Source organism: Kitasatospora sp. NPDC008050 (genome assembly GCF_042957465.1).
GTDB lineage: Bacteria > Actinomycetota > Actinomycetes > Streptomycetales > Streptomycetaceae > Kitasatospora.
In genome coordinates this window covers 50,958-75,595 of record NZ_JBIBIJ010000017.1, presented here as the reverse complement: position 1 = coordinate 75,595, position 24,638 = coordinate 50,958, and the positions used below count along the sequence as shown (strand labels likewise).

Here is a 24,638-nt window from a genome sequence, read left to right as displayed (position 1 = left end):
TAGGAGACCCGCTCTGATCGGACAACGCCAAGCATCGCATCCTGCCGCCAAAGGTGGCGAGTCCCCGACACGGTCAGTCCTCGGCGGATTCCTGCCCGCCCGGTCCGGAGACCGGTTCGGGCGCGAAGAAGTGCTGCTGTCCCGGCACCCCCGAGCGGCCGCCCGGCGACTGCAGCGGCGGGGTCAGGCCCAAGTGCTGCCAGGCCGCGGCGGTGGCGATCCGCCCGCGCGGGGTGCGGGCCAGCAGACCCTCGCGGACCAGGAACGGCTCGGCCACCTCCTCGACCGTCTCGGCCTCCTCACCCACCGCGACGGCCAGCGTGGACAGGCCCACCGGGCCACCGCCGAACAGCCGCAGCAGCGCGTCCAGCACCGCCCGGTCCAACCGGTCCAGACCACGTGCGTCCACCTCGTAGACCGCGAGGGCCTTCGCGGCGATCTGCTGGGTGATCCGCCCGTCGTGCTCCACCTGCGCGTAGTCGCGCACCCGGCGCAGCAGCCGGTTGGCGATCCGCGGCGTGCCCCGGGAGCGCCCGGCGATCTCGGCGGCGCCGACCGGGTCGATCTCCACGTCCAGGAGCGCGGCCGAGCGGCGCACCACCCGCTCCAGTTCGACGGGCGCGTAGAACTCCATGTGCCCGGTGAAGCCGAAGCGGTCGCGCAGCGGCGGCGGCAGCAGTCCGGCCCGGGTGGTGGCGCCGACCAGGGTGAAGGGCGGCAGCTCCAGCGGGATCGCGGTGGCGCCCGGCCCCTTGCCGACGATCACGTCGACCCGGTAGTCCTCCATCGCCATGTAGAGCATCTCCTCGGCGGGCCGCGACATCCGGTGGATCTCGTCGAGGAAGAGCACCTCGCCCTCGGTCAGCGAGGAGAGGATCGCGGCCAGGTCGCCCGCGTGCTGGATGGCCGGACCCGAGGTGATCCGGATCGGCGCGTTCAGCTCGGCCGCGATGATCATCGACAGGGTGGTCTTGCCCAGCCCGGGCGGGCCGCTGAGCAGCACGTGGTCGGGCGCCGCCCCGCGCTTGCGGGCCGCCCGCAGCACCAGCGAGAGCTGCTCGCGCACCCGCTCCTGGCCGATGAACTCGTCCAGCAGCTTGGGACGCAGCGCCGCCTCGACCGCCTGGTCCGCATCGTCGGCGGCGGCTGCCACCAGCCGGCCTTCGGGATCGGAGTCGTACGGGCTCATCAGGGCGGGCTCCAAGTCGACAAAGTGACGAGTCGTCAGAGGGATAAGGGGACGGCTAGCGGGTGCGGTTCAGGCTGCGCAGCGCGGCCTTGAGCAGCGCGCCGACGTCGGTGCGCGGCTGCGCCTCGGCCTCCGGCGTGACCGCGACCACCGCCTCGTCCGCCTCGCGCGGCGCGTAGCCGAGGCCGACCAGGGCCGCGTGCAGTTGCTCGCTCCACGGCGCGGGGCCCGCAGCGACGGGCTGCTGCGCCGGGACCACGCTGCCGTGCGGGTGGCCCAGCTTGTCCTTGTACTCCAGCAGCAGCTTGGCCGCCTTGGCCTTGCCGATCCCCGGCACCTTGATCAGTGCCCGCTCGTCCCCGCCGGCCACCGCGACCCGCAGCGCCTCGGGGCTGTGCACGCCGAGCATCGCCTGCGCCAGGCGCGGCCCGACCCCGGGGGCGGCCTGCAGCACCTCGAAGGTGGCCCGCTCGTCCTCGTCCGCGAAGCCGTAGAGGGTCAGCGAGTCCTCCCGGACCACCAGCGAGGTGGCCAGCTTGGCCGGCTCGCCCAGCCGCAGGACGGACAGGGTGTTCGGGGTGCACTGCACCGCGAGCCCCACGCCGCCCACCTCGACGACGGCACTGCCGGGGGCGAGGGCCATGACCGGGCCCTGGACGAAGGCGATCACGCGCGGTACTCCTTGGGAACCAGACGGGTTGACGTGGTGTTGGCCAGTGCGGCGGCGAGCTTTCCGTTCGCGGTGCCGCGCCAGATGTGGCAGATCGACAGCGCCAGCGCGTCCGCGGCGTCCGCCGGCTTGGGGGGCGCGTCCAGCCGCAGCAGCCTGGTCACCATCGCGGTGACCTGCGCCTTGTCGGCCCGGCCCGAGCCAGTGACGGCGGCCTTGACCTCGCTGGGGGTGTGCAGTACCACCGGCAGGCCGCGCCGGGTGGCACAGAGCATGGCGACGGCGCTGGCCTGCGCGGTGCCCATCACGGTGCGCACGTTGTGCTGGGCGAAGACCCGCTCGATGGCCACGATGTCGGGCCGGTGGGTGTCGAGCCAGCTCTCCAGGCCCTGCTCGATCGCGAGCAGCCGGCGCGGGACCTCCTCCTCGGCCGGGGTGCGCACCACTCCGACCCCGATCATCCGCAGCGGCCGGCCCGGCGCACCGTCGACCACGCCGACGCCGCACCTGGTCAGCCCAGGGTCCACGCCCAGTACCCGCACGCTCCCACCCTCCGTCAGTCCTGCCGGACCGGAACAACCGACCCGGAGTCGGTCCAACCAGGTCAGACCATAGCCGCCCGCTGCGACAGCGCCGCCAAAGACACCGGCCCGGCGGTCCCTGAAGGACCGCCGGGCCGGTGGACGTCACGCTGACGAGACCTCAGCTCACTCGGCGTCGAGCTGCGCGCCCACCTCGTCGGAGATGTCGAAGTTGGCGAAGACGTTCTGCACGTCGTCGCTGTCCTCCAGCGCGTCGATCAGCTTGAAGATCTTGCGGGCGCCGTCCACGTCCAGCTCGACCTGCATGCTGGGCACGAAGTTGGCGTCGGCCGAGTCGTAGTCGAGACCGGCGTCGACGAGCGCGGTGCGCACCGCGACCATGTCGGTCGCCTCGGAGAGCACCTCGAAGGTGTCACCGAGGTCGTTGACCTCCTCGACGTCCAGCCCGGCCTCCAGAACGACCTCGAGGACCTTGTCCTCGTCCACGCCGTCGCTCTTGGGGACGATCACCACGCCCTTGCGGTTGAACAGGTACGACACCGAGCCCGGGTCGGCCATCGAACCGCCGTTGCGGGTCATCGCCACGCGCACGTCGGAGGCGGCGCGGTTGCGGTTGTCGGTGAGGCACTCGATCAGCACCGCGACACCGTTGGGGCCGTAGCCCTCGTACATGATCGTCGAGTAGTCGGCCCCGCCGGCCTCGGCACCCGAACCGCGCTTGACCGCGCGGTTGATGTTGTCGATCGGGACCGAGCTCTTCTTGGCCTTCTGGATGGCGTCGTAGAGCGTCGGGTTGCCGGCCGGGTCACCGCCGCCGGTGCGCGCCGCCACCTCGATGTTCTTGATCATCTTGGCGAAGAGCTTGCCGCGCTTGGCGTCGATCACGGCCTTCTTGTGCTTGGTGGTAGCCCACTTAGAGTGGCCGGACATCACCAGCTCCTTTACGTCGCCAAAGGGAAATGAAACAGGGGAGATCTTACCGGTGTCGAACCGGCGCACCGGTCACCGGTCAGACCCGCGCCGCTTCCAGCGCCTGCTCGACCATCCGCGCGAAGAGCGCGTGCACCCGGTGGTCCCCCGTCAGCTCGGGGTGGAACGAGGTGGCCAGCAGGTTGCCCTGGCGCACCGCCACGATCCGGCTCTCGGCACCGTCGGCCGCCGGCAGCTCGGCCAGCACCTCGACGCCCGCGCCCACCGACTCCACCCACGGAGCCCGGATGAAGACGCCGTGCACCGGCTCGCCGTCCAGGTGCGCGAAGGAGATCGCCGACTCGAAGGACTCGTTCTGCCGGCCGAAGGCGTTGCGGCGCACCGTCATGTCGATGCCGCCCACGCTCTGCTGGTCCTCGCGACCGTCCAGGATCTTCTCGGCCAGCATGATCATGCCCGCGCAGGAGCCGTAGACCGGCATCCCCGCCGCCACCCGGGCGCGCAGCGGCTCCATCAGGCCGAAGGCCAGCGCCAGGTTGGACATCGTGGTCGACTCGCCGCCGGGTATCACCAGGGCGTCGACCTCGGCCAGCTCCTCGACCCTGCGGACCGGACGGGCCAGGGCGTCCGCCTCGGCGAGCGCGATCAGGTGCTCACGGACATCGCCCTGCAGGGCCAGGACGCCGATGACGGGAGTGCTGCTCGACACGGTGGAATTCCTCTTCACGTCGGTACTGCGGTTCGGTGCGGTCACATCCGCACGGAGCGGCCCGCCGCGACCCCAGGTGCGCGGCGGGCCGACAAACCCGGGCTGACTACCAGCCGCGGTTGGCGTAGCGCTCGGTCTCGGGCAGGGTGTCGCAGTTGATGCCGACCATGGCCTCGCCCAGACCGCGGGAGACGTCCGCGATCACCTTCGGGTCGTCGTAGAAGGTGGTGGCCTTCACCACGGCGGCCGCGCGCTTGGCCGGGTCGCCGGACTTGAAGATGCCGGAGCCGACGAAGACACCCTCGGCGCCCAGCTGCATCATCAGCGCGGCGTCGGCCGGGGTGGCCACACCACCGGCGGAGAACAGCACGACCGGGAGCTTGCCGAGCTGCGCGACCTCCTTGACCAGCTCGTACGGGGCCTGCAGGTTCTTGGCCGCGACGTAGAGCTCGTTCTCGTCCAGGGTGGTCAGGCGGCGGATGTCGGCGTTGATCTGGCGCATGTGGCGCACGGCCTCGACGACGTTGCCGGTGCCGGCCTCGCCCTTGGAGCGGATCATGGCCGCACCCTCGGCGACCCGGCGCAGCGCCTCACCGAGGTTGGTGGCGCCACAGACGAAGGGGGTGGTGAAGGCCCACTTGTCGGAGTGGTTGACCTCGTCGGCCGGGGTCAGGACCTCTGACTCGTCGATGTAGTCGACACCGAGCGCCTGCAGCACCTGGGCCTCGACGAAGTGGCCGATCCGGGACTTGGCCATGACCGGGATGGAGACCGCGTTGATGATGCCGTCGATCATGTCCGGGTCGGACATCCGGGCCACGCCGCCGTCCTTGCGGATGTCGGCCGGGACCCGCTCCAGGGCCATGACGGCGACGGCACCGGCATCCTCGGCGATCTTGGCCTGCTCGGCGTTGACCACGTCCATGATCACACCGCCCTTGAGCTGCTCGGCCATGCCGCGCTTGACCCGGGCGGTACCGATCTGCGGCTGGTCGGCGGAAGCGGGAGTGCTGGTGGACACGTGAGACCTCACTCGAAGACGAACCGGTGTGCTATCGCCCTATGGTAGGCCGTTCGGGTACCTGATCGATGCGCCATCGAGTCCAGGCACACCGAATCGATACGACAATCAGGCCGTTTCCGGGCCGCGCACGAGCAGGGTACGGTGCCCCGCCGAGCCCTGGTCTAGGCCACCGTGCCCTGCGGTACCAGGGCCGCCGGAGGCTCGTCGTCCATTTCGAAGGCGAGCGGAAAGGGCGCCCGGCCGGCCAGCCGGAAGTACCGCACGAGCCGGTGCGTGCGCACCGCGCGCGCCGCGCGCACCGCGTCGTTGTGGAACCGCCGGGCCATCGGCACCCGGCGCACCGCCGAGGTCAGATCGCGCACCGCCTCCTCGCCACCGGGCGCCGCCCGCAGCTCGGCCACCTGCTCGGGCTCGGCGAAGACCGCGCGCAGCGCCTGGCTCAGCTCGCTCTCCGCCACCTCCCGGTGCTCCTCGTCGGCCTGCCGCGCGGCGTGCGAGGCCTCGTAGAGCACGATCGAGGTGGCCGGGTCGAGCAGCGAGGAGGTGGCCAGCTCCTGCGCCACCGAGGCGCGGCGCAGCAGTTGGGCGTCCAGCGCCGCGCGGGCGGCATCGATCCGCGCGTGCAGCCGGTCCAGCCGGCCCGCGGTCCAGCTCAGATAGACCGCGAAGAGCACCACCGCCACCGCGGCCCAGATCCAGGTAGTCACGAGGCGTAACGCTACCGGCCGCGGACGGCTCCCCCGGCCCGCCCCCTGCTGGTCCCGCGTCCTAGTCCCGGGTCAGCCCCAGCCGCTCGCGCCAGCCGCTGCGCTCGTCCTCGCGCACCTTGGGCGCGCTGCCCATCCCGTCGGTCACCGTCTCGTACACCGCCAGGATGTCCGCGCCGACCGTCGACCAGTCGAAGCGCCGCACATGCTCGGCCGCGGCCACCCGCAGCTCGGCCAGCCGCGCCGGATCGTCCAACAGCCGCACCGCGGCCGCCGCCAGCGCCTCGGCGTTCTCCACCGGAAACAGCTCGCCGGCCCGCCCGCCGTCCAGCACCTGCGCGAACGCGTCCAGATCGCTGGCCAGCACCGCCGTGGCCGCCGACATCGCCTCCACCAGGATGATCCCGAAGCTCTCCCCGCCGGTGTTGGGCGCCACGTACAGGTCGACGCTGCGCAGCAGCCGCGCCTTCTCGACGTCGCTGACCATGCCCAGGAACTCCACCCGGGCCCGGACCTCGGGTGTCAGCCCGGCCAGCGCCTCCGCCTGGTCGCCCTTGCCCGCCACCAGCAGGCGCACCTCGGGATGCGCGGCCAGGATCGCGGGCATCGCCGCGAGCAGCGTCGGCAGCCCCTTGCGCGGCTCGTTGATCCGCCCGACGAAACCGATCGTCGCGCCCGTCCAGCGCTCGTCCCGCTCGGCCTCGGCGAAGAACGAGACGTCCACGCCGTTGGGGATCACCACCGCGTCGCCGCCCAGGTGCTCGACCAGCGTGCGCCGGGCGTACTCGCTCACCGCGATCCGGCCGCTGATCTTCTCCAGCGCCGGCTGCAGGATCGGCGAGGCCGCCACCATCACCCGCGAGCGCGGGTTGGCGGTGTGGAAGGTGGCCACCATCGGCCCGGTGGCCGCCCAGGCGGCCAGTATCGACAGGCTCGGCGCGGTCGGCTCGTGCACGTGCAGGATGTCGAACTCGCCGTCGCGCAGCCAGCGCCGCACCCGGGTGGCGGACAGGATCCCGAAACTGAGCCGCGCCACCGAACCGTTGTAGGGCACGGCCACCGCCCGCCCCGCCGAGACCACGTACGACGGCAGCGCCGACTCGTCCTCGGCCGGTGTCAGCACCGAGACCTTGTGGCCCAGGGCGATCAGGTGCTCGGCCAGATCCCGGATGTGGAACTGCACCCCACCCGGGACGTCCCAGTCATACGGGCAGACGATACCGATCTTCATGGGCGCTCCCCCGCGGTTAGGCATGCGAAGTCGGCTCGGCCGACGTCTCCTGCTCCTGCTGCGCGTCCTGCGGCCGCGCAGCCCCCTCGGACGGCAGGTCGGCCACCCAGAACCGCTGCAGCATGTGCCAGTCCTGCGGATGCTCGGCGATCCCCGTCGCCCAGACATCGGCCATCGCCTGCGTCATCGCCGCCTTGGCCGCCTGCCGGTCCGGGTCGTCCGGCACCTCGATCGGCGGATGGATCCGGGCCCGCATCACCGGCCCGTCGTACCAGAGCGTCACCGGCAGCAGCGCCGCACCCGTCCGCTGGGCCAGCGCCGCCGGACCCGCGGGCATCCGGGTGGTCTCACCGAAGAACTCCACCGGCAGCCCGGCCGCCGACAGGTCCCGGTCCCCCACCAGGCAGATCAGCTTGCCCGCGCGCAGCCGCCGGGCCAGCGTGCCGATCACCGAGATGTCGCTGCCGGTCAGCGCCAGCACCTCCATGCCCAGGCCCTCGCGGTAGGCCACGAACCGGTCGAAGAGCGACTCCGGCTTGAGCCGTTCGGCCACCGTGGTGAAGTTGAACCCCAGGTGCCGCACCACCCAGGCACCCGCGAGATCCCAGTTCGCCATGTGCGGCAGCGCTATCACCGCACCCCGGCCCGCCTCCATCGCCGCCACCAGATGCTCGGTGCCCTCGACCTGCATCCGGTCGGCGATCTTGCGGTCGTTCCAGGTCGGCAACCGGAACGACTCCATCCAGTACCGCAGGTACGAGCGCATCCCGGCCCGGGAGAGCTCGCGCACCTGGGCCGGCGAGGCGGTGGGCCGCACCCGGGCCAGGTTCTTCTCCAGTTGGAGCACCCCGCGCCCGCGCCGCCGCCAGGTGAAGTCGGCGAGCTGGTCGCCCAGCACCCGCACCACCGGCTCGGGCAGCAGCTTCAGCGCCGCCCAGCCTGCGGCATATCCGGAATCGACCAGCTTCTCGCGCATCCGCCCGCCTCAGCTCTTCCGTGCGCCGTCGGTGTCCCGCGCGGCCAGCGCCGCCGCCTCCATGGCCTCCCGGCGCACCGTCAGCATCCGCTGCAGCACCGTGACCAGACTGCCCATGCCCACCACCCAGAGCGCCACCGGCAGCAGCCACTCCACGTACGGCACCCCGAAGGTGTGCAGACCCGCCACACCGGCCGCCACCAGGCTGATCACCAGCCGCTCGGCCCGCTCGACCAACCCGGACACGTCACAGGGCAGCCCCAGGCTCTCGGCCCGCGCCTTGGTGTACGACACCACCTGGCCGCTCGCCAGGCAGAGCACCGCCATCGCGCAGAGCAGGTCGTTGTCACCGCTGCCCGCGTACCAGAGCGCCAGACCGCCGAAGATCGCCGCATCCGCCACCCGGTCCAGCGTGGAGTCCAGGAACGCCCCCCACTTGTTGGAGGTGCCCGCCTGGCGGGCCATGTTCCCGTCCACCAGGTCCGAGAAGATGAACAGGGTGATGGTGATCGTTCCCCAGAAGAACTCACCGCGCGGGAAGAAGACCAGCGCACCGGCCACCGAACCCGCCGTACCGACCAGCGTCACCGCATCGGGGCTCACCCCCCAGCGCAGCAGCAGAGCGGCGAACGGGGTCAGGACACGTGTGAAGAAGGCACGCGCGTATTTGTTGAGCATGGCCTTCCCGACCGCTCCGATCTCACTTCGGGGAGTTCACCGGCGGCCATCAGCTGCGGCAGCGCCGGGCGGCCGAGTGGATCAGCCCACCCGGCGTGACCCATGGTATCCAGGCCATCGGACCCGCTACGCCCGGCGCGGCAGCGCACAGGCCGCGGTGCCACCCGGCAGCCGGTGCCGGTACCGTGCCACCAGCCGGTAGAGGCCCGCCGCGAGCGGCCGCACCGGCGCCAGCGTCAACACCGCGCCAAGGTACGCCCAGGCATTCCCCGACCGGAGCAGCAGCTTCGCCACCGCCCGGGACCCGCCGAACACCTCCCCCGCGGGCGTCACCCAGAGCACCTCCCGCTGCGCACGCTCCTTGCTCACCCCCAGCGCCGCGAGGTCGGCGAACTGGAACGGCCGCGCCGTCCAGCCCCCCGAGGCCAGCGTCTGGCGCAGATACCGCTCGGCCAGCCGCACGCACGAGGTGCAGAACGCGCAGTCCCCGTCGAAGACCAGCACCGGATCCGCGGCCCGGATCAGAGCTTCCTCAGTAACCATGGCACCGATCCTGCACCATCCGGATCGAACTGCCGCAGACGGGGAAGACTCGTGCCACACCGTTCAGGTGACGGCTCTTCAGACGATCATCGACGCGACAGGTCTGCGGCGCGATACCCTGCCGCTGACAGGGGAGGAGGGGAGGCCGCAGCCATGAGCAAGCTCGACATGACCCCGGGTGCGCAGATACCCCGCACGGATGCCGCACCGCAGACCGCGGTCACCCAGGCACTCGCGTCGGTCGCCTACCGCGACGGCGAGGTGGACGGCTTCGTCGAGGCCGTCCAGCCAGGCGTCACCGGCAAGACCGGCCGGTTCAAGCTGCTGCGCCCCAACCTCGGCGAGGCCTACAGCAAGGCTGTGATCGCCCGCACGCTGGGGGCCGGGCGCAAGCCGATCGTGCCCTCCTTCGGCACCGAGCCCCGGATGGTGGTCGAGCACTGCCTCGCCGCCGAGGAGGTGCGCGCCACCCGGGACCGCAGGCTGATGCTGGTGACGCTGCTCACCGGTGTCCTCTTCCTCCCCGGCACGCTGCTGTGGCTGATCGGCTTCCGGCTGCGGATCTGGCTGCGCGCCGCGGAGTCGCGCCGCGAGGGGCTCTACGGCCCGATCGTGGTGACCGTGCTGCTGGGGCTGGCCGCGCTGCTCGCCTGGCGGCCGCCGTTCGGCGGGCCGCTCGGCGTGTACACGCGGGCGGTCATGCTCGCCCCGGTGGTGGGCTGGTTCCTCGCCAAGCGGATCTGCCTGCGCACCCTCAAGGAGCTGCGGGCCCGGTGGTCCGAGGTGATCGACGGCAACGCGGTCGCCGTCGTCCCCCAGGCCGTCCCGCGCCACGACCAGGACGAGCGCGCCGCCCAGCTCAAGGTCAAGCTCACCGAACTCTCCCTGGAGCAGGACACCAACGTCCTGCACTACGCCGGCGTCAACGGGATACTCGGCCTCGGCAAGCGCTGGGGCTCCTGGGAGCTGGTGGAGGACCTGCGGCCCGCCGAGGGCCACGAGGACTTCCGCACCTTCCACACCTGGGACCTGGTCAAGAAGATCACCGACCGGCTCAACGGGCTCGGCCGCAGCGACGTCGGCAACGGCGGCGTGCCGCACTCCTCCGTCGAGCAGTGGGTGATCATGGAGGTCGGCGCCGGGGCCGACGAGATCGGACGCCCCAGCGGTCCCGACATGGACGGCCCGCGGATGCGCGACCATGCCGTGGTCAACATCGCCAACCGCCAGGGCTTCGGCCTCGACGGCCCCCGGCACTACCTGGGCACCCAGTTCGTGCTGAACAAGGGCCGGCTGGTCGTCAGCGTCCTGGTGACCGTCACCGTGCTCGGCAACACCCTGCGGGTCTCGGTCAACGGCCACACCCTGGGGCCGGTGGCCGGCGTCTTCCACGACAAGCCCAAGCCCAAGGAGATGACCCGGGCCAAGACGGGCAAGTTCTGGGAGGAGGAGACCATCCAGCTGCCGCTGATCACCAACGACGAGGTGGTCCGCCAGGCCCTGCGCGCCCCGTTCCTGCGGTCCCCCGGGCTGCTCGCCTGGCTCGGCGGCACGATGAAGCTCCCGGAGCCCTTCGGCCTGCGCACCGCCTGGGCCACCGGGCCCTGGAGCAGCCGCTTCATGGCCGACGACTCCATGCGGATCGTCACCCCGGTGGTCAGCGCGGTGCTCGCCGCCACCATCGGGTTCCTGTCCGACCACGACATCAGCACCGACCGCTTCACCAACCGCGGCCTGATCATGCGCTCCGAGCTGCAGGGCGTGCGGCCGTTCAAGTCGGATGTCTACGACGCCTGGTGACCAGCCGTCGAAGTGTGGTGCGGGGCCCGGTGTTCGCACCGGGCCCCGCACCATTTCCGCTACGGCTGCTGCGGCCAGGCCTCGGCCAGCATCTTGCGGGTGTCCGCCAGCAGCTGCGGCAGCACCTTGGTGTGCCCCACCACCGGCATGAAGTTGGTGTCCCCGCCCCAGCGCGGCACCACGTGCTGGTGCAGGTGCGCGGCGATCCCGGCCCCGGCGGCCGCGCCCTGGTTCATCCCGATGTTGAAGCCGTGCGCCCCCGAGGCCGCCCGCAGCGCGGTCATCGCCTGCTTGGTCAGCAGCGCGACCTCGACGGTCTCCTCCTCGGTCAGCTCCGTGTAGTCGGCCACGTGCCGGTACGGGACCAGCATCAGGTGACCCCCGTTGTACGGGTACAGGTTGAGCACCGCGAAGGCGTGCAGCCCGCGCTTGATGATCAGCCCGTCCTCGTCGCTGAGCGACGGAATCGAGCAGAACGGACAACCGTCATCGGGGGCGGGCCCGGTGGGCTTGTTCTCGCCCTGGATGTAGGCCATCCGATGGGGCGTCCACAGGCGCCGGAAGCCGTCCGGCTCCCCGACACCCTGCTGCAGTTCCGGCTCACTCGTCATGCTGATCAGCATATTCGGCCGGACCCCCCGCCAAACCAGAGTGGGGCGGACTCCTCTGAAGGAGTCCGCCCCACATCCGTCACTCAGGTCACACCTGGATACGGCGCTCGACCGCGTCCACGATCTCCGCCACGGCCTCGGCGACCGGGACCCCGTTCTTCTGCTCACCGCTGCGGTAGCGGAAGCTCACCGCGCCGGCCTCGACGTCGTCGTTGCCCGCGATGATCATGAACGGCACCTTGCTCTTCTGAGCGTTCCTGATCTTCTTCTGCATCCGCTCGTCCGAGGCGTCCACCTCGACCCGGATCCCGCGCTTCTTCAACTCGGCCGCCACCTCCTGGAGGTACGGCACGTGCTCCTCGGTGATCGGGATGCCGACCACGGTGACCGGCGCCAGCCACGGCGGCATCGCACCGGCGTAGTGCTCCAGCAGCACCGCGAAGAACCGCTCGATCGAGCCGAACAGCGCCCGGTGGATCATCACCGGCCGCTGCCGGTTGCCGTCCGCGCCCTGGAACTCCAGCTCGAAGCGGTTCGGCAGCTGGAAGTCGACCTGGATGGTCGACATCTGCCAGGTGCGCCCGATCGCGTCCCGCGCCTGCACCGAGATCTTCGGGCCGTAGAAGGCCGCGCCCTCGGGGTCGAGGACCAGTTCGAGGTTCTGCTTCTCGGCCGCCGCGCGCAGCGTCTCGGTGGCCTCCTCCCAGTCCTCGTCCGAGCCGATCGACTTCTGCGGGTCCCGGGTGGAGAGCTCCAGGTAGAAGTCGGTCAGGCCGTAGTCGCGCAACAGGTCCAGCACGAAGGTGAGCAGCGAGTCGAGCTCGCCGGCCATCTGCTCCTTGGTGCAGTAGATGTGCGCGTCATCCTGGGTGAAGCCGCGGGCGCGGGTCAGGCCGTGCACCACACCCGACTTCTCGTAGCGGTACACCGTGCCGAACTCGAAGAGCCGCAACGGCAGTTCACGGTAGGACCGACCGCGCGAGCGGTAGATCAGGTTGTGCATCGGGCAGTTCATCGGCTTGAGGTAGTAGTCGTTCTCGCCGTCGAGCTGCATGGGGGGGTACATGCCGTCGGCATACCAGTCCAGGTGACCGGAGAGCTCGAACAGCGTGCCCTTGGTGGCGTGCGGGGTGTAGACGAACTCGTAGCCCGCCTCCTCGTGCCGCTTGCGCGAGTAGTCCTCCATGGCCCGGCGCATCACGCCGCCCTTGGGGTGGAAGACCGCGAGGCCGGAGCCGATCTCCTCGGGGATGGAGAAGAGGTCCAGCTCGCTGCCGAGCTTGCGGTGGTCGCGCTTGGCGGCCTCGGCGAGGAAGTCCAGGTGGGCCTTCAGCTCGTCCTTGGTCGGCCAGGCGGTGCCGTAGAGGCGCTGCAGCTGCTTGTTCTTCTCGCTGCCCCGCCAGTAGGCGGCGGCCGAGCGCATGATCTTGAAGGCCGGGATCATCCGGGTGCTCGGCAGGTGCGGGCCGCGGCACAGGTCGCCCCAGCACAGCTCGCCGCTCTTCGGGTCCAGGTTGTCGTAGATGGTCAGCTCGCCGCTGCCCACCTCGACGTCCGCGCCCTCGCCCGCGCTCGCCGCCGATCCCTTGAGCCCGATCAGCTCCAGCTTGTACGGCTCGCCGGCCAGCTCCTCGCGGGCCGCCTCGTCGGTGACCACGCGGCGGGAGAACTTCTGGCCCTTCTTGATGATCTCCTGCATCCGCTTCTCGATGGCCTTGAGGTCATCGGGGTGGAACGGCTTCTCGACGTCGAAGTCGTAGTAGAAGCCGTCCTTGATCGGCGGGCCGATGCCCAGCTTCGCCTCGGGGAAGATCTCCTGCACGGCCTGCGCCATCACGTGGGCGGTGGAGTGGCGCAGGATGTTCAGGCCGTCGGGGCTGGTGAGCTCGACCGGCTCGACCTCGTCGTCGTCCTGCAGCTGGTACGCGAGGTCCTTCAGCGCGCCCGCGACCCGGGCCGCGATCACGCCGCGGTCGTCGGCGAACAGCTCGGCGGCGGTAGTGCCCGTGGTCACCACGCGCTCTTCCCGATCGGGTTCGCGGTTGATGATTACCCGGACGTCCGTCACCGGTCTCTCCTGACGTGCTGGCTGTGATGGGGGCCGCAGCTGGTACTGCGCTCCCCGATGGTACCGAGCCCACCGTGCTCGCCGTACACCTGCGTCCACCGGCCCGGTCGCCGGCCCGACAGCGGGTCGGCAGAAGGCCGTCGCGATTCCCAGCCGCCCGCGCCCGGCGGGATTGAAGCAGTACCGGCGCGGGGTATCACCTGCTCGGAACCGCACCGTGCGCCGGTGCACCGTCAGTCCTCGACGGTGCACCAGGCCGGGTCCGGGGGCACGTCAGGGGAGTTGAGGGGTGGTCACGATGCGGAACCTCCACTGGTACGAAGGCCCACTCGCCTCCTTCGACACCGAGACCACCGGCGTGGACGTGGAGCAGGACCGGGTGGTCTCCGCCGCCCTGGTCCTGCAGCCCGCGCCCGACGCACCGGTGGAGCGGCTGACTTGGCTGGTCGACCCGGGCGTCCCGATCCCCGAGGGGGCTCGCGCGGTGCACGGCATCACCGACGAGCAGGTCCGTGCCCACGGCCGCTCGCCGGTGGTGGTCACCGCCGAGATCGCCCGGGCGCTGGCCGAGCAGGCCCGGGCCGGGGTCCCCCTGGTGGTGATGAACGCGCCCTACGATCTGACCCTGCTGGACCGGGAGTTGCGCCGCCACCGGCAGAGCTCGCTGGCCGCCGTGCTCGCCGACGCCGAGCTGCTGGTGGTCGATCCGCGAGTACTGGACAAGCACGTGGACCGCTACCGCAAGGGCCGCCGCACCCTCACCGACCTGTGCGCGCACTACGGCATAGCGCTCGCCGACGCGCATGACGCATGCGCCGACGCCTGGGCCGCCCTGCAGCTGGTGCGTGCGGTGGGCCGGCGGTACAGCACGGCGCTGGGCGAGTTCTCGACGGCCGAGCTGCACCTGCGTCAGGCCCGCTGGCACGCGGCCCAAGCGCGTGGGCTGCAGGACTGGTTCGACCGGTCCGGCACCCCGGAGCAGGTGGACCGCTCCTGGCCGCTGCGCCCGGTCCGCTGTGTCTGCGGCGCTCTGCCGAGCGTCGGGCACAGCTGTGAGAGTGCTGCCTGACCCGGCACCGAACTCCCCGTGGCGCACCACCGGAAGGTCTCGCCGGAACATGCATCGGGCCCCAACTGCCGTGGCAGTTGGGGCCCGATGTTGTCCGGTGGGCGATACTGGGATCGAACCAGTGACCCCTTCGGTGTGAACGAAGTGCTCTCCCGCTGAGCTAATCGCCCGGGCAACGAGAAGAACAATAGCACCGCCTGGGGGGTGCCGTACAACTCGGTCCGGCCGGCGACCCGCCGGTGGCCACCCGACGCGGCGACAGCAACCAGCGGGGAAAGGCCTGATGACGAGTCCTCAGTTCGGAACAGCTCCGACAAGACGGATCCCGGACGCTCGGCTATCCGCAGCGGAACAACAAAAAAGCGTAGGACCCCGGTCAATAAATAACCGGGGTCCTACGCCTTACTTGCAATCCGGTGGGCGATACTGGGATCGAACCAGTGACCCCTTCGGTGTGAACGAAGTGCTCTCCCGCTGAGCTAATCGCCCGGCTGCAGGGAAAACATTACCGCATCCCGAGGGGTGCTCCGCGCCACCCCCGCCCCGTCACGCTCGATCGCCGTCCGGACCGGCCCGGACCAAGTCCCACCAGCCCGACCGTCGCCCTCCGTCACGATCCGTCACCATTCCTCACGATTCACGCGAGGGTCCCCCGAAGCTCCGCGCGGACTCCCGCCCGGCCACTCACCCCGTCTCTCGCCGTTCCGACCGATATCCGCTTCCAGCCCGGTTCCGCACCGCTTCCGGGCGATTGCGCAATGCGCCGGAAGGGTTACCGCAGGGCCCCGAATCGGGACAGAGGGGTTTACATCGCCGCTGGGGGTGGGATGGTCCGTTCGCCGACGTGCGATTCCCCGAGCGCACACTGAGCGAAAGGCCCTGGCGCTTATGAACACCACGGTCAGCTGCGAGCTGCACCTGCGCCTCATCGTGTCGAGCGAGTCTTCACTGCCCGTCCCCGCGGGCCTGCGCTACGACACCGCCGACCCCTATGCCGTGCACGCCACCTTCCACACCGGTGCCGACGAGACCGTGGAGTGGGTGTTCGCCCGCGACCTGCTCGCGGAGGGTCTACACCGACCCACCGGGACCGGAGACGTGCGGGTGTGGCCGTCACGCAGTCACGGACAGGGAGTCGTCTGCATCGCGCTGTCTTCCCCCGAGGGGGAAGCCCTGCTGGAAGCACCGGCCCGGGCGCTTGAGTCCTTCCTCAAGCGGACCGACGCCGCCGTGCCGCCCGGCACCGAGCATCGCCACTTCGATCTGGATCGGGAGCTGTCGCACATCCTTGCCGAGAGCTGAAGCTCCGGGGGTGCTCCCCCGGTCGCTCGGTCGACAGTGGTCGTCGACCTCTCAGGTGGCTGTCCTACTCGGGGGCACGGCCACCGATTCAACCGCGCTTCGCGGTCTCGGGGCCGGTCGTCCAAGGGGTTCACGCGTGAGCGGCGCGCAGGCCCCGCCGAAGGCGTCCGGCGCCACGGTGCCTGGCCCGCTGCCGCGGGTCGGGCCGTGGCGCCGGGCGCCTTCGGCACGCTCGCAGGGATGGGCCGGTAGAGTTCGCCGGTGATGAGCCCGAAGCGGGCGGCACCGACCGCCCCCGGCGCACGCGAGGAGTTCCCACGTGCTGATCACCCATGACACCGAGTGCGCGCTGGGCCTTCTGGTCGAGCTGCTCAACACCGCCCCGGAGGTGGCGGGCGCCGAGCAGCTGCCGGATGTGGCCGCCCTGGACGCCTTCGTGGTGCGCGGCAACATCAGCGAGGTGGACTCCGTCACGGCGGTGGACCTGGCTGCCGTGCACCGGCTGCGCGGGCAACTGCGCGACATCTTCACCGCTCCCTCCACCCGGATCGCCGCCGAGCTGGTCAATGCGCTGGTGGCGGCGGTGAACGCCACACCCCGGCTGACCGACCACGACGGCCACGGCTGGCACATGCACTACTTCGCCCCGCACGCGGCGCTGGCCGACCACCTGGCGGCCGAGCTGGGGATGGCGCTGGGCCTGATCCTGATGGCCGGCGAGCGCGAGCGGCTGCGGCGCTGTGAGGCGCCGGACTGCGCACGCGTCTTCGTCGACCTGTCGCGCAACCGCTCGCGCCGCTACTGCGACAGCCGGACCTGCGGGAACCGGATGCACGTCGCCGCCTACCGGGCACGCCAGCGCTCGGCCGGGGCGGCGGACGACGTCGCCGTCGTCGTGGGCTGACCCGCCTGGGCCGCCCCGGGCGCCGCGGACAAGGCCCGGGTGCCCGGGTGCCCGGGTTCGCCGCTCAGATGCCGCGCTTGCGCAGGATCTCCTCGATGTCGGAGAAGTCGCCGAGCTCGTCGGCGGCGCTCTTCTTGCCCTTGGGAGCCGGGGCCACGGCGGGCGGGGTGGCGGCGGGCGGGGTGGCGGCGGGCGGGGCCGCCCGGCCCTCACGGGAGCGCGCCTGGCCGCGGCCGACCGGCTCGGCCGGGGCCTCGGCGCGGCCCGATCCGCCCTCGCGGCCGGTGGTGCCCAGGCGGCTGAGCACCAGCAGCAGGACGGCGATGCCGAGCAGGCCGATGCCCGTCCAGACCCGGGGGTCGAAGACCAGTTTGGTGGCCCAGTGACCGACCGCGCGGCCGATGGCGGTGCCGACCGGGACCAGGCCGGTCAGGTAGACGCCGGCCGGCAGCAGCGCCAGGCCCGCCCAGCGGGTGGCGCTGCGCCAGCGGCGGCGCAGGCCGTGGGTGGCGGCCAGCGCCAGGCCGGCGGCGCTCAGCGCGTAACAGATGGCGCCGGTCAGCATGGCCGGGCCCAGAGCGTGCGGGCGGCCGGGTCGGCGGGGCGCGGCGATGGACGCGCCGGGCCTGATCTCGGGCGCGGGGTCGAGTCGCTGGTGCGCATGGCTCTCCGTCCTGGTCGGTGCAGGTCCCCGCTAGTGGAACACTGGGCGCATGACCGATGGTTCCCTGCCCCAGTTGGAGTTCTGGTGCGAGCTGCAGTGTCCGGACTGCCGCACCGCGCTCGACGACGTCCGCGCGCTGCGTGAGCGGTACGGCGACGCGCTGACCGTCACCTTGCGGCACTTCCCGCTCGAGAAGCACAAGCACGCGTACGCCGCGGCCGAGGCGGCCGAGGAGGCGTTCGCGCAGGGGCTGGGGTGGCCGTTCGTGGAGGCCGTGCTGGCCCGGGTGGACGAGCTCGAGCGGCGCGGACCGCAGCTGCTGCTGGAGGTGGCCGCGGCGGTCGGGCTGGACGCCGAGGAGGTCGAGCTGGCACTGATCGACGGTCGCCACACGCTGGTGGTGGATGCCGACCAGGCCGAGGGCAAGGCGATCGGGGTGACCGGGACGCCGACCTACCTGGTGGCCGGGCAGCGGCTGGACGGCGGGCAGAGCCAGGAGGGCCTGCGGGAGCGGATCATCGAGCTGCTGGAGGCCTGAGCCCGGGGTTCACAGCAGCGTTTTCGTCAGCACCCGGCGGGCGGTGCGGTAGCCCAGCGAGGCGTAGAGACCGAGCGCGACCGTATTGCCGGAGTAGACGTTCAGGCCGAGGTCGCGCACCCCGGCGGCGAGGCATTCACGTTCGGCCGCGAGCAGCAGCTCGCGGCCGTAGCCGTTTCCGCGGTGTTCGGGGGCCACCTCGATGGTCATCACCCAGGCCAGCGGGCTGCCGTCGGGCAGTAGGCCGTTGTCCAGCGCGAGCCAGAGGCTGCCGACGGGCCGGCCCTCGACCAGCAGCCGGCGCAGCGCGGCGTCCTGGGTGGCGTGGCCCTGGAGCAGCAGGCGGGTGTGTTCGGCGGCGCAGCGCTGGGCGGCCTGGTCCGCGCTGAAGCCGGCTGCCCGCAGGTGGGCCTGGAACTCGGCCTTGGTGGCCGCGAGCCAGTCGGGGAACTCGGCCGGGCCGATCGGACGGATCGTCAGTCCGCCGCCGAGCGGCGCCGGTCGGCCGATCCGCTTGAGCAGGTGCAGGTTGGTCTCGACGTAGCCGAGGGCGAGCGCCAGGGCGAGCGCGGGCTGGGCCTGGACCGGGACGGTGACCTCCGCGCGGTGGCACCCCCAGGCCCGCAGCACCTCCTCGGCGGCGAGCACCGCGACGGTGCCCCGGCCGCGACGAAGGCCGTCGGTGACCTCCAACTCCTCGATCCGGCCGACCCGGTAGGAGCCGTAGCGGCGGGCGACGGTGCGCACGGTGCCGACCGGGCGGCCGTTGGCGCAGATCAGCCAGCGGCGATCGGCTCCGCCGTCCGGGGTCGCCGTTTGGGGCCCGGCCGGGCGCAGGGTGGTGGTCATGGCTGCTCTCTTCCCTGGGCGGGTGGCCGCGTAACGGAGGATCCGGCCCACCCTGGCCCCGAGCGCCCCGGGCCTAGGGATCCAGGTCATCGGCCGCGCGGGCGGCGAAGGCGGCCATCGCGCGGGCGGTGACCGGGCCGGGGGCGGGCAGCTGGTGGTCGTCGATCCGGTCGACGGCCTGCACATCGCGCAGGGTGGAGGTGAGGAAGACCTCCTCGGCCTCGCGCAGGACCTGGTACGGCAGGTCCGCCTCCTCGGCCTCGCACCATTCGACGACCAGGGCGCGGGTCACGCCGGCCAGGCAGCCGGCGGACAGCGGCGGGGTGAGCAGGCGGCCGCCGAGGACCACGAAGACGTTCGATCCGGTGCCCTCGCAGAGCGCTCCCGTGGTGTTGGCGAAGAGCGCCTCGCTGGCGCCCTGGCGGTGCGCGTGGGCGAGCGCGATCACGTTCTCCGCGTAGGAGGTGGTCTTCAGGCCGGCCACGGCGCTGCGCTCGTTGCGGGTCCAGGGGACGGTGGCCGCGGCGGTGGTGTCGGGGCGGGGGGCGGCCGCGCCGAGCGCGATGGCCAGGGTGGGCGGGGCGTCGCCGCGGTCGGAGCCGAGCGGGGCCACTCCCCCGGTGTAAGTGATCCGCAGGCGGCCCAGCGGGATCGGGGTGGCGGCGAGCACGGCCTGGCAGCCCTTGCGGACCTCTTCGAGGTCGGGGGCGGGCAGGCCGAGGCCGGCGGCGGAGCGGGCCAGTCGGTCGAGATGGCGGGTGAGTGCGAAGGTCTGGCCGTGCACGGCCTTGACGGTCTCGAAGACGCCGTCGCCGACCGTCAGTCCATGGTCGAAGACGGAGACCTCGGCGGCTGCCTCGTCGATCAGCGCGCCGTTGAGCCAGATCATCGGTCACTCCTCCACCGCTGGGAGCCCGGAGTGGAGGGCTCTACTCCGGGTGTTCGCCCGACGCTATCGCGACCAGCCGGGCGGCCTTGAGTTCGGTTTCGGCCCATTCGCCCTCGGGGTCGGAGCCCCAGGTGATGCCCGCGCCGGTGCCGAAGTGCAGCACCGGGGCGGCGGGATCGCTCCGGTCTATCCAGAACGTCCGGATCCCGACCGCGAGTTCGGCCTCGCCGCGATCGGCGTCGACCCAGCCGACGGCGCCGCAGTAGGGACCGCGGGGGGCCCGCTCCAGGGCGTCGATGATGCGCAGGGCGCTGGACTTGGGTGCGCCGGTGACCGAGCCGGGCGGGAAGGTGGCGGCGAGCAGCTCGGGCCAGCCGGCGTCCGCCCGCAGGGTGCCCTCGACCGTCGAGACGAGGTGGACCAGGCCCGGGTGCTTCTCGACCACGCACAGGTCGGGGACGGTGATGCTGCCGGTCGCGCAGGCCTGGCCGAGGTCGTTGCGGACCAGGTCGACGATCATCACGTTCTCGGCGTGGTCCTTCTCCAGCAGGTCGTGCTCGGTGCGCCCGGTGCCCTTGATCGGCCCGGAGGCCACGGTGCGGCCGCGGCGGCTCAGGTAGAGCTCCGGGGAGGCGGTGGCTAGCTCCACGCCGTGCCGGGGCAGCCGGATGGTGCCGGCGTAGGGCGCGGGGTTGCCGCGGGCCAGCAGGCCGGTCAGGGCGTCGATGTCGCTGTGGGCCGGGTCGGGGTCGGGCAGCGGTGCGGTCAGCACCCGGCAGAGGTTGGCCTGGTAGACCTCACCGGCCGCGATGTGCTCGCGGATCCGCCGCACGCCCGCCAGGTAGGCGGCGCGGTCGAGCGAGCTGTGCCAGTCGCCGGAGCCCGGGCCGCGCCACCGGTGGGCGGCCGGGGCGGGCGCCGGGTCGGTGCGGACCTCGGCGAACCGGGCGCAGGTCAGGCGGCCTTCGTAGTCGTGGGCGACCGCCCACCAGCCGGCACTCTCCAGTGCGGCGGGGTCGTCGGTCACATCGAGCAGTCCGGTGGCGAGCCGGCCGCCGAAGCGGGCGATCGGCTGGTCGGGGCGCGGGGCGGGGCTGGCGCTGGACACGGTTCTCCTGCGGGTGGGGCGCGGTGGGTCGAAGTCTAGGTGGCCGCCCGCGCGAGGGCCGGTTCGCCGGATGACCTGCGCGGACGCCGAGGTCGCCGGCGGGGCCGTGATCGGTGGGGCGCGCGGGGTGGTCGGCGGCGCACTCCGGATACGGAATTTGAGCTGGCCCAGGTTTCCGCTAAAGTTCAACACGTCGCCGGGAAACGGAGCCGCCAAAAGCGGGGAAGAGACCGGAAGACAGGCGGACGTGGCTCAGTTGGTAGAGCATCACCTTGCCAAGGTGAGGGTCGCGAGTTCGAATCTCGTCGTCCGCTCGGTGAAGGACAGCATGATCGTTCTTCCTGATATGGTTCAACCGAAGTTGCCTGGTGGAGTGGCCGAGAGGCGAGGCAACGGCCTGCAAAGCCGTCTACACGGGTTCAAATCCCGTCTCCACCTCCAGAGGTCCCCCGGCCTGCCGGGGGTCTTCCCGCGCGATTAGCTCAGCGGGAGAGCACTACCTTGACACGGTAGGGGTCACTGGTTCGATCCCAGTATCGCGCACTCAGGTCCTTCGGGACCCCGGCCCCTCGGGGCCTCGGATCACGGCTCGCACCGTGGTCACCAGCCAGAACGCTGCCGGAGACGTCAGCGGACCGGCGCGATTAGCTCAGCGGGAGAGCACTACCTTGACACGGTAGGGGTCACTGGTTCGATCCCAGTATCGCGCACTCAGGTCCTTCGGGACCCCGGCCCCTCGGGGCCTCGGATCACGGCTCGCACCGTGGTCACCAGCCAGAACGCTGCCGGAGACGTCAGCGGACCGGCGCGATTAGCTCAGCGGGAGAGCACTACCTTGACACGGTAGGGGTCACTGGTTCGATCCCAGTATCGCGCACCGGAGAATGTTCAAGGGCCGGATCCTCATCGAGGGTCCGGCCCTTGGTCGTTGGGGCTCGGCTCCGGGCCACGGACATGCGAGTGCCGTGGACAGCCGCCCTCACCGACGTCTGTCCACGGCACTCGCTGGTTGGCCGGCGCGCACCTCCGCTTGTCGCCCGTCCGCGTGTCCCCGCGGGGGCGCGCCGCCGGCCGGCGTCCGATCCCTGTCCCTTGGGATCAGCGCCCGATCATGTCGGCCACCGCCTTGGTCTGGGTGACCATCTGCTCCCACCCGCCGAAGAGCATCATCAGCGCGATCGCACAGGGCAGCGCGATCGCCAGCGCGACGGCCGGGTGGCGCTGCTCACGGCTGGAACCGTGAGTGCGCTGCGGCCGCTGAATACGCTCGGCGACCGGTCGCCGGTGCTCGCGGGCGCCGGTGAACTGCGTTGCCATGATCCTGCTCCTGCCCCGGTGCGCATCGTCTGGACGTCGTGGGTGGGTCTGCCGAGTAGCGGTGGACGGAAACCTCGGGGGACGAGCACCCCGTCCACCGCTGAGATCAACCCTAGGCGGGGGCAAGGGCCGTGGCGTCATGCCCGCGTATCGTTCGCCAGCGGTCCGGGAGGATGACGCCGGCTCGTCCGACGTACTACCGCAGACGGAGGAGCGGGGCTGTCAACCCCCGAGGGAACCCTGAGAGGCAGCCCTGAGGGCCCGTTCCGGGCCTGCTCCGGGCCTGCTCCGGGAGGGTCCCGCGACGGTCCGGTGACAGCTCGTCACGGAGATCGGACAATCCCACCGGCGGTTCGCGTGTTGCGTATCAGCACACCGCAGCCGACAGTCCGTAAGCTGTGCCCCGACAGCAACTGACGATGCCCCAGTCTGTGGGGCCCACCTCACGGGTTGCCCACCTCACGGGCTGACGGGGACGACATGGCGATGATGCGGCTGAGGCGTGAGGACCCCCGCATCGTCGGCCCGTACCGGTTGCACCGGCGACTCGGTGCCGGCGGGATGGGCGTGGTCTACCTGGGCTCCGACCGCAAGGGCCAGCGGGTCGCCCTGAAGCTGATCAGAGCCGAGCTGGCCGAGGACGCGGAGTTCCGCACCCGGTTCGCCCGCGAGGTCGCGGCCGCCTCCAGGATCAGGGCGGGCTGCACCGCCCGGGTGGTCGGCTCCGACCTGGAGACGGAGCGGCCCTGGCTGGCCACGGCGTACGTGCCCGGGCCCTCGCTGTACAAGCGGGTCGGGGACGAGGGGCCGCTGCCGTGGCCCGAGGTGGCCCGGATCGGGGCGGCGCTGGCGGACGGGCTGGTCAAGGTCCACGAGGCCGGGGTCGTGCACCGCGACCTCAAGCCCTCCAACATCCTGCTCTCGCCCAAGGGACCGCGGATCATCGACTTCGGCATCGCCTGGTCGCGCGGTGCCAGCACGCTCACCCACGTCGGCACCGCGGTCGGCTCGCCCGGCTTCCTGGCCCCCGAGCAGGTACGCGGGGTGGCCGTGACGCCGGCCACCGACGTCTTCGCGTTCGGGGCGACCCTGGCGTACGCGCTCACCGGTGACACGCCCTTCGGCTCCGGCGCCTCCTCGGAGGTGATGCTCTACCGCGTCGTGCACGAGGAACCGGACCTCTCCGAGGTGCCCGCGCCGCTCGCGCCGCTGATCGGGGCCTGCCTGGCGAAGGAGCCGCTGGACCGGCCCGGCGCGGCCCACCTGCACGAGCGGCTCAGCGAGTTGGCCGCCCGGGCGGCGACCGGCGGGCGCGGCCGCAGCGGCGCGAGCGGCGATGCGGTGCCCACGCCCGCGGTACCCGTCCCGGTGCGTGAGCACGAGCACGGGGTGCCGGCTCGCGAGGGCGCCGGGCGGGAGGCGGCCGCGCGGGAGGCGGAACGAGCCGAGCGAGTGGCCCGGGAGGCCGACGAGGCGCGTGCCCAGGGCCGGCCCCGGTTCGCGCGCTCGCAGCCCTACCCGGCGCCGCACAGCGCCGGCAGCGCGGGCCAGGGGGCGGCGGGCCCCGCCGCGGCCAGAACCGCCCAGCCGGTGCGCACGCCCGGGCCGGGCGAGCACCAGGGCGGGCGCCCCGTGGCGGCCACGCCCCCCGGTGGCCGGCCGGTCCGGCCGGCCACCGGGGGGCGTGGGCAGCCGCGCGACCGCCAGCACACGCCGCCGCCCGGGCGGCCGTTGAACCCGCGGCAGCGGCTGCTGCGCCAGCGCGTGGTGGTCTTCATCACCGTGACGATCGGGGTGGCGCTGGCCATCGCCGCCGCGCAGGGGTGTGAGAACCGGCACTCGCAGGGCCTGCCACCGCCGGCCGTCACGCCGAGCACGGCGTCGAACAGCGCATCCGCTGGTGGCGGCCCGAGCGGTTCGAGCACCGCGGCGGGCTCGGCGGCCGATGCCGGTACGAATGCGGGGTCGGGCCCGGGCGGGGCCGAGGCCGCCGCTCCCGGGCCCGCGATCGGACTGTCGGCGGACGGCGTCCAGGCCTCGCCGCCGGTCGCCCCGGCGGCCCGCACCAACGGTGGCACCGGCGGCCCGGTGCCCGCGGTGGTCGCCGGGTTCGGCCCGGCCACGGCCGCGGGTCCCGCCGTGGACTGGCCCGACCGCAGCTACGCCGACCCCGCCGGGGGCCCGGCGATCGCGCTGCGCGCCGGCCGTTCGGCCGATCCGACGCCCGGCGCACCGGTGGTCACCCTGGCCGGCGTGCTGCCCGCCCACTACCGCGGGACCCCGGCCACCGTGGTGGTACTGCGGCGCACCGAGGGCTCCG

The 24,638-nt window shown here is 72.1% G+C and carries 23 protein-coding genes, 7 tRNA genes and 1 pseudogene; 11 read left to right on the top strand and 20 right to left on the bottom strand.

Annotation, left to right across the window (positions count from 1 at the left end):
- Window positions 1-73 precede the first annotated feature (73 nt).
- The 11 genes from ruvB to ACFZB9_RS27880 all read right to left on the bottom strand — a co-directional run bounded on the left by ruvB (window position 74) and on the right by ACFZB9_RS27880 (window position 9,199).
- Entirely contained in the window at window positions 74-1,189 is a 1,116-nt protein-coding gene (gene ruvB / locus ACFZB9_RS27930; RefSeq protein ID WP_391451636.1) for a Holliday junction branch migration DNA helicase RuvB, read from the bottom strand.
- Between the two features lie 55 nt (window positions 1,190-1,244).
- Entirely contained in the window at window positions 1,245-1,859 is a 615-nt protein-coding gene (gene ruvA / locus ACFZB9_RS27925; protein ID WP_391451634.1) for a Holliday junction branch migration protein RuvA, read from the bottom strand.
- Window positions 1,856-2,401 (bottom strand): crossover junction endodeoxyribonuclease RuvC, encoded by a 546-nt coding sequence (gene ruvC, locus ACFZB9_RS27920; RefSeq protein ID WP_391451633.1) that lies wholly within the window; start codon window positions 2,399-2,401, stop codon window positions 1,856-1,858. The genes ruvA and ruvC overlap by 4 nt, the downstream gene beginning before the upstream one ends.
- Window positions 2,402-2,566: 165 nt before the next feature.
- Window positions 2,567-3,331 carry a YebC/PmpR family DNA-binding transcriptional regulator gene (locus ACFZB9_RS27915; RefSeq protein ID WP_391451631.1) on the bottom strand — a complete coding sequence of 255 codons (765 nt, stop codon included), beginning with the start codon at window positions 3,329-3,331 and terminating at the stop codon, window positions 2,567-2,569.
- 79 nt (window positions 3,332-3,410) lie between these two features.
- Window positions 3,411-4,040, bottom strand: a complete 630-nt coding sequence (gene pdxT / locus ACFZB9_RS27910; protein ID WP_391451629.1) for a pyridoxal 5'-phosphate synthase glutaminase subunit PdxT — start codon at window positions 4,038-4,040, stop codon at window positions 3,411-3,413.
- Window positions 4,041-4,146: 106 nt separating this feature from the next.
- The gene (pdxS, locus tag ACFZB9_RS27905; protein WP_391451627.1) at window positions 4,147-5,061 is read right to left on the bottom strand and encodes a pyridoxal 5'-phosphate synthase lyase subunit PdxS; all 915 of its coding nucleotides are present in this window, start codon (window positions 5,059-5,061) and stop codon (window positions 4,147-4,149) included.
- 164 nt (window positions 5,062-5,225) lie between these two features.
- On the bottom strand, window positions 5,226-5,771 hold the full coding sequence (locus ACFZB9_RS27900; RefSeq protein ID WP_391451625.1) for a hypothetical protein: 546 nt from the start codon (window positions 5,769-5,771) through the stop codon (window positions 5,226-5,228).
- A 61-nt stretch (window positions 5,772-5,832) separates the two neighbouring features.
- Window positions 5,833-7,002 carry a glycosyltransferase family 4 protein gene (locus ACFZB9_RS27895; RefSeq protein ID WP_391451623.1) on the bottom strand — a complete coding sequence of 390 codons (1,170 nt, stop codon included), beginning with the start codon at window positions 7,000-7,002 and terminating at the stop codon, window positions 5,833-5,835.
- 16 nt (window positions 7,003-7,018) lie between these two features.
- Window positions 7,019-7,978, bottom strand: a complete 960-nt coding sequence (locus ACFZB9_RS27890) for a phosphatidylinositol mannoside acyltransferase (protein ID WP_391451622.1) — start codon at window positions 7,976-7,978, stop codon at window positions 7,019-7,021.
- A 9-nt stretch (window positions 7,979-7,987) separates the two neighbouring features.
- Window positions 7,988-8,656 carry a phosphatidylinositol phosphate synthase gene (pgsA, locus tag ACFZB9_RS27885; protein ID WP_391451620.1) on the bottom strand — a complete coding sequence of 223 codons (669 nt, stop codon included), beginning with the start codon at window positions 8,654-8,656 and terminating at the stop codon, window positions 7,988-7,990.
- Between the two features lie 126 nt (window positions 8,657-8,782).
- Window positions 8,783-9,199, bottom strand: coding sequence for a thiol-disulfide oxidoreductase DCC family protein (locus ACFZB9_RS27880; protein WP_391451618.1), 417 nt, complete (start codon window positions 9,197-9,199; stop codon window positions 8,783-8,785).
- A 153-nt stretch (window positions 9,200-9,352) separates the two neighbouring features.
- Here ACFZB9_RS27880 and ACFZB9_RS27875 point away from each other — a divergent pair, with 153 nt between their 5' ends.
- Complete coding sequence (locus ACFZB9_RS27875) at window positions 9,353-10,999, top strand: hypothetical protein (protein ID WP_391451616.1); 1,647 nt, start codon at window positions 9,353-9,355, stop codon at window positions 10,997-10,999.
- Between the two features lie 59 nt (window positions 11,000-11,058).
- On the opposite strand, the gene ACFZB9_RS27870 is transcribed toward ACFZB9_RS27875, so the two are convergent.
- A complete protein-coding gene (locus tag ACFZB9_RS27870; RefSeq protein ID WP_391451614.1) occupies window positions 11,059-11,610 on the bottom strand; it encodes an HIT family protein in 552 nt (183 codons plus the stop codon).
- Between the two features lie 88 nt (window positions 11,611-11,698).
- Complete coding sequence (thrS, locus tag ACFZB9_RS27865) at window positions 11,699-13,678, bottom strand: threonine--tRNA ligase (protein ID WP_391451612.1); 1,980 nt, start codon at window positions 13,676-13,678, stop codon at window positions 11,699-11,701.
- Window positions 13,679-13,976: 298 nt separating this feature from the next.
- Between thrS and ACFZB9_RS27860 the strand changes: the two genes are divergently transcribed.
- Window positions 13,977-14,747, top strand: a complete 771-nt coding sequence (locus ACFZB9_RS27860) for an exonuclease domain-containing protein (protein ID WP_391451610.1) — start codon at window positions 13,977-13,979, stop codon at window positions 14,745-14,747.
- A 98-nt stretch (window positions 14,748-14,845) separates the two neighbouring features.
- Here the strand turns inward: ACFZB9_RS27860 and ACFZB9_RS27855 are convergent.
- Window positions 14,846-14,917, bottom strand: a tRNA-Val gene (locus tag ACFZB9_RS27855).
- Between the two features lie 247 nt (window positions 14,918-15,164).
- Window positions 15,165-15,236, bottom strand: a tRNA-Val gene (locus ACFZB9_RS27850).
- 399 nt (window positions 15,237-15,635) lie between these two features.
- On the opposite strand from ACFZB9_RS27850, the gene ACFZB9_RS27845 reads away from it, so the two are divergent.
- Together ACFZB9_RS27845 and ACFZB9_RS27840 are read left to right on the top strand one after the other, a co-directional pair.
- Window positions 15,636-16,049 carry an SsgA family sporulation/cell division regulator gene (locus ACFZB9_RS27845; RefSeq protein ID WP_030056266.1) on the top strand — a complete coding sequence of 138 codons (414 nt, stop codon included), beginning with the start codon at window positions 15,636-15,638 and terminating at the stop codon, window positions 16,047-16,049.
- Between the two features lie 319 nt (window positions 16,050-16,368).
- Entirely contained in the window at window positions 16,369-16,953 is a 585-nt protein-coding gene (locus ACFZB9_RS27840) for a CGNR zinc finger domain-containing protein (protein WP_391451609.1), read from the top strand.
- A 64-nt stretch (window positions 16,954-17,017) separates the two neighbouring features.
- On the opposite strand, the gene ACFZB9_RS27835 is transcribed toward ACFZB9_RS27840, so the two are convergent.
- Entirely contained in the window at window positions 17,018-17,518 is a 501-nt protein-coding gene (locus ACFZB9_RS27835; protein WP_391451608.1) for a hypothetical protein, read from the bottom strand.
- Window positions 17,519-17,666: 148 nt separating this feature from the next.
- Here ACFZB9_RS27835 and ACFZB9_RS27830 point away from each other — a divergent pair, with 148 nt between their 5' ends.
- A complete protein-coding gene (locus ACFZB9_RS27830) occupies window positions 17,667-18,155 on the top strand; it encodes a DsbA family protein (RefSeq protein WP_391451606.1) in 489 nt (162 codons plus the stop codon).
- A 9-nt stretch (window positions 18,156-18,164) separates the two neighbouring features.
- Here ACFZB9_RS27830 and ACFZB9_RS27825 read toward each other — a convergent pair whose 3' ends face one another.
- The 3 genes from ACFZB9_RS27825 to ACFZB9_RS27815 form a co-directional block, all read right to left on the bottom strand.
- Window positions 18,165-19,004 carry a GNAT family N-acetyltransferase gene (locus ACFZB9_RS27825; RefSeq protein ID WP_391451604.1) on the bottom strand — a complete coding sequence of 280 codons (840 nt, stop codon included), beginning with the start codon at window positions 19,002-19,004 and terminating at the stop codon, window positions 18,165-18,167.
- A 73-nt stretch (window positions 19,005-19,077) separates the two neighbouring features.
- Window positions 19,078-19,893: an aminotransferase class IV gene (locus ACFZB9_RS27820; protein WP_391451602.1), complete on the bottom strand. Its 816-nt coding sequence runs from the start codon at window positions 19,891-19,893 to the stop codon at window positions 19,078-19,080.
- Window positions 19,894-19,933: 40 nt separating this feature from the next.
- A complete protein-coding gene (locus ACFZB9_RS27815) occupies window positions 19,934-21,001 on the bottom strand; it encodes a chorismate-binding protein (RefSeq protein WP_391451600.1) in 1,068 nt (355 codons plus the stop codon).
- A gap of 241 nt (window positions 21,002-21,242) precedes the next feature.
- On the opposite strand from ACFZB9_RS27815, the gene ACFZB9_RS27810 reads away from it, so the two are divergent.
- The 5 genes from ACFZB9_RS27810 (at window position 21,243) to ACFZB9_RS27790 (ending at window position 21,878) form a co-directional block, all read left to right on the top strand.
- A tRNA-Gly gene (locus ACFZB9_RS27810) sits at window positions 21,243-21,315 on the top strand.
- 53 nt (window positions 21,316-21,368) lie between these two features.
- A tRNA-Cys gene (locus tag ACFZB9_RS27805) sits at window positions 21,369-21,442 on the top strand.
- Between the two features lie 30 nt (window positions 21,443-21,472).
- Window positions 21,473-21,544, top strand: a tRNA-Val gene (locus tag ACFZB9_RS27800).
- 95 nt (window positions 21,545-21,639) lie between these two features.
- Window positions 21,640-21,711 (top strand) — tRNA-Val (locus ACFZB9_RS27795).
- 95 nt (window positions 21,712-21,806) lie between these two features.
- Window positions 21,807-21,878: transfer RNA gene (locus ACFZB9_RS27790), tRNA-Val, on the top strand.
- A gap of 221 nt (window positions 21,879-22,099) precedes the next feature.
- Here the strand turns inward: ACFZB9_RS27790 and ACFZB9_RS27785 are convergent.
- Window positions 22,100-22,318: a hypothetical protein gene (locus ACFZB9_RS27785; RefSeq protein ID WP_391451598.1), complete on the bottom strand. Its 219-nt coding sequence runs from the start codon at window positions 22,316-22,318 to the stop codon at window positions 22,100-22,102.
- A 480-nt stretch (window positions 22,319-22,798) separates the two neighbouring features.
- Between ACFZB9_RS27785 and ACFZB9_RS27780 the strand changes: the two are divergent.
- A pseudogene (locus ACFZB9_RS27780) lies at window positions 22,799-24,169 on the top strand (serine/threonine-protein kinase); the annotation flags it as partial.
- Between the last annotated feature and the right edge of the window lie 469 nt (window positions 24,170-24,638).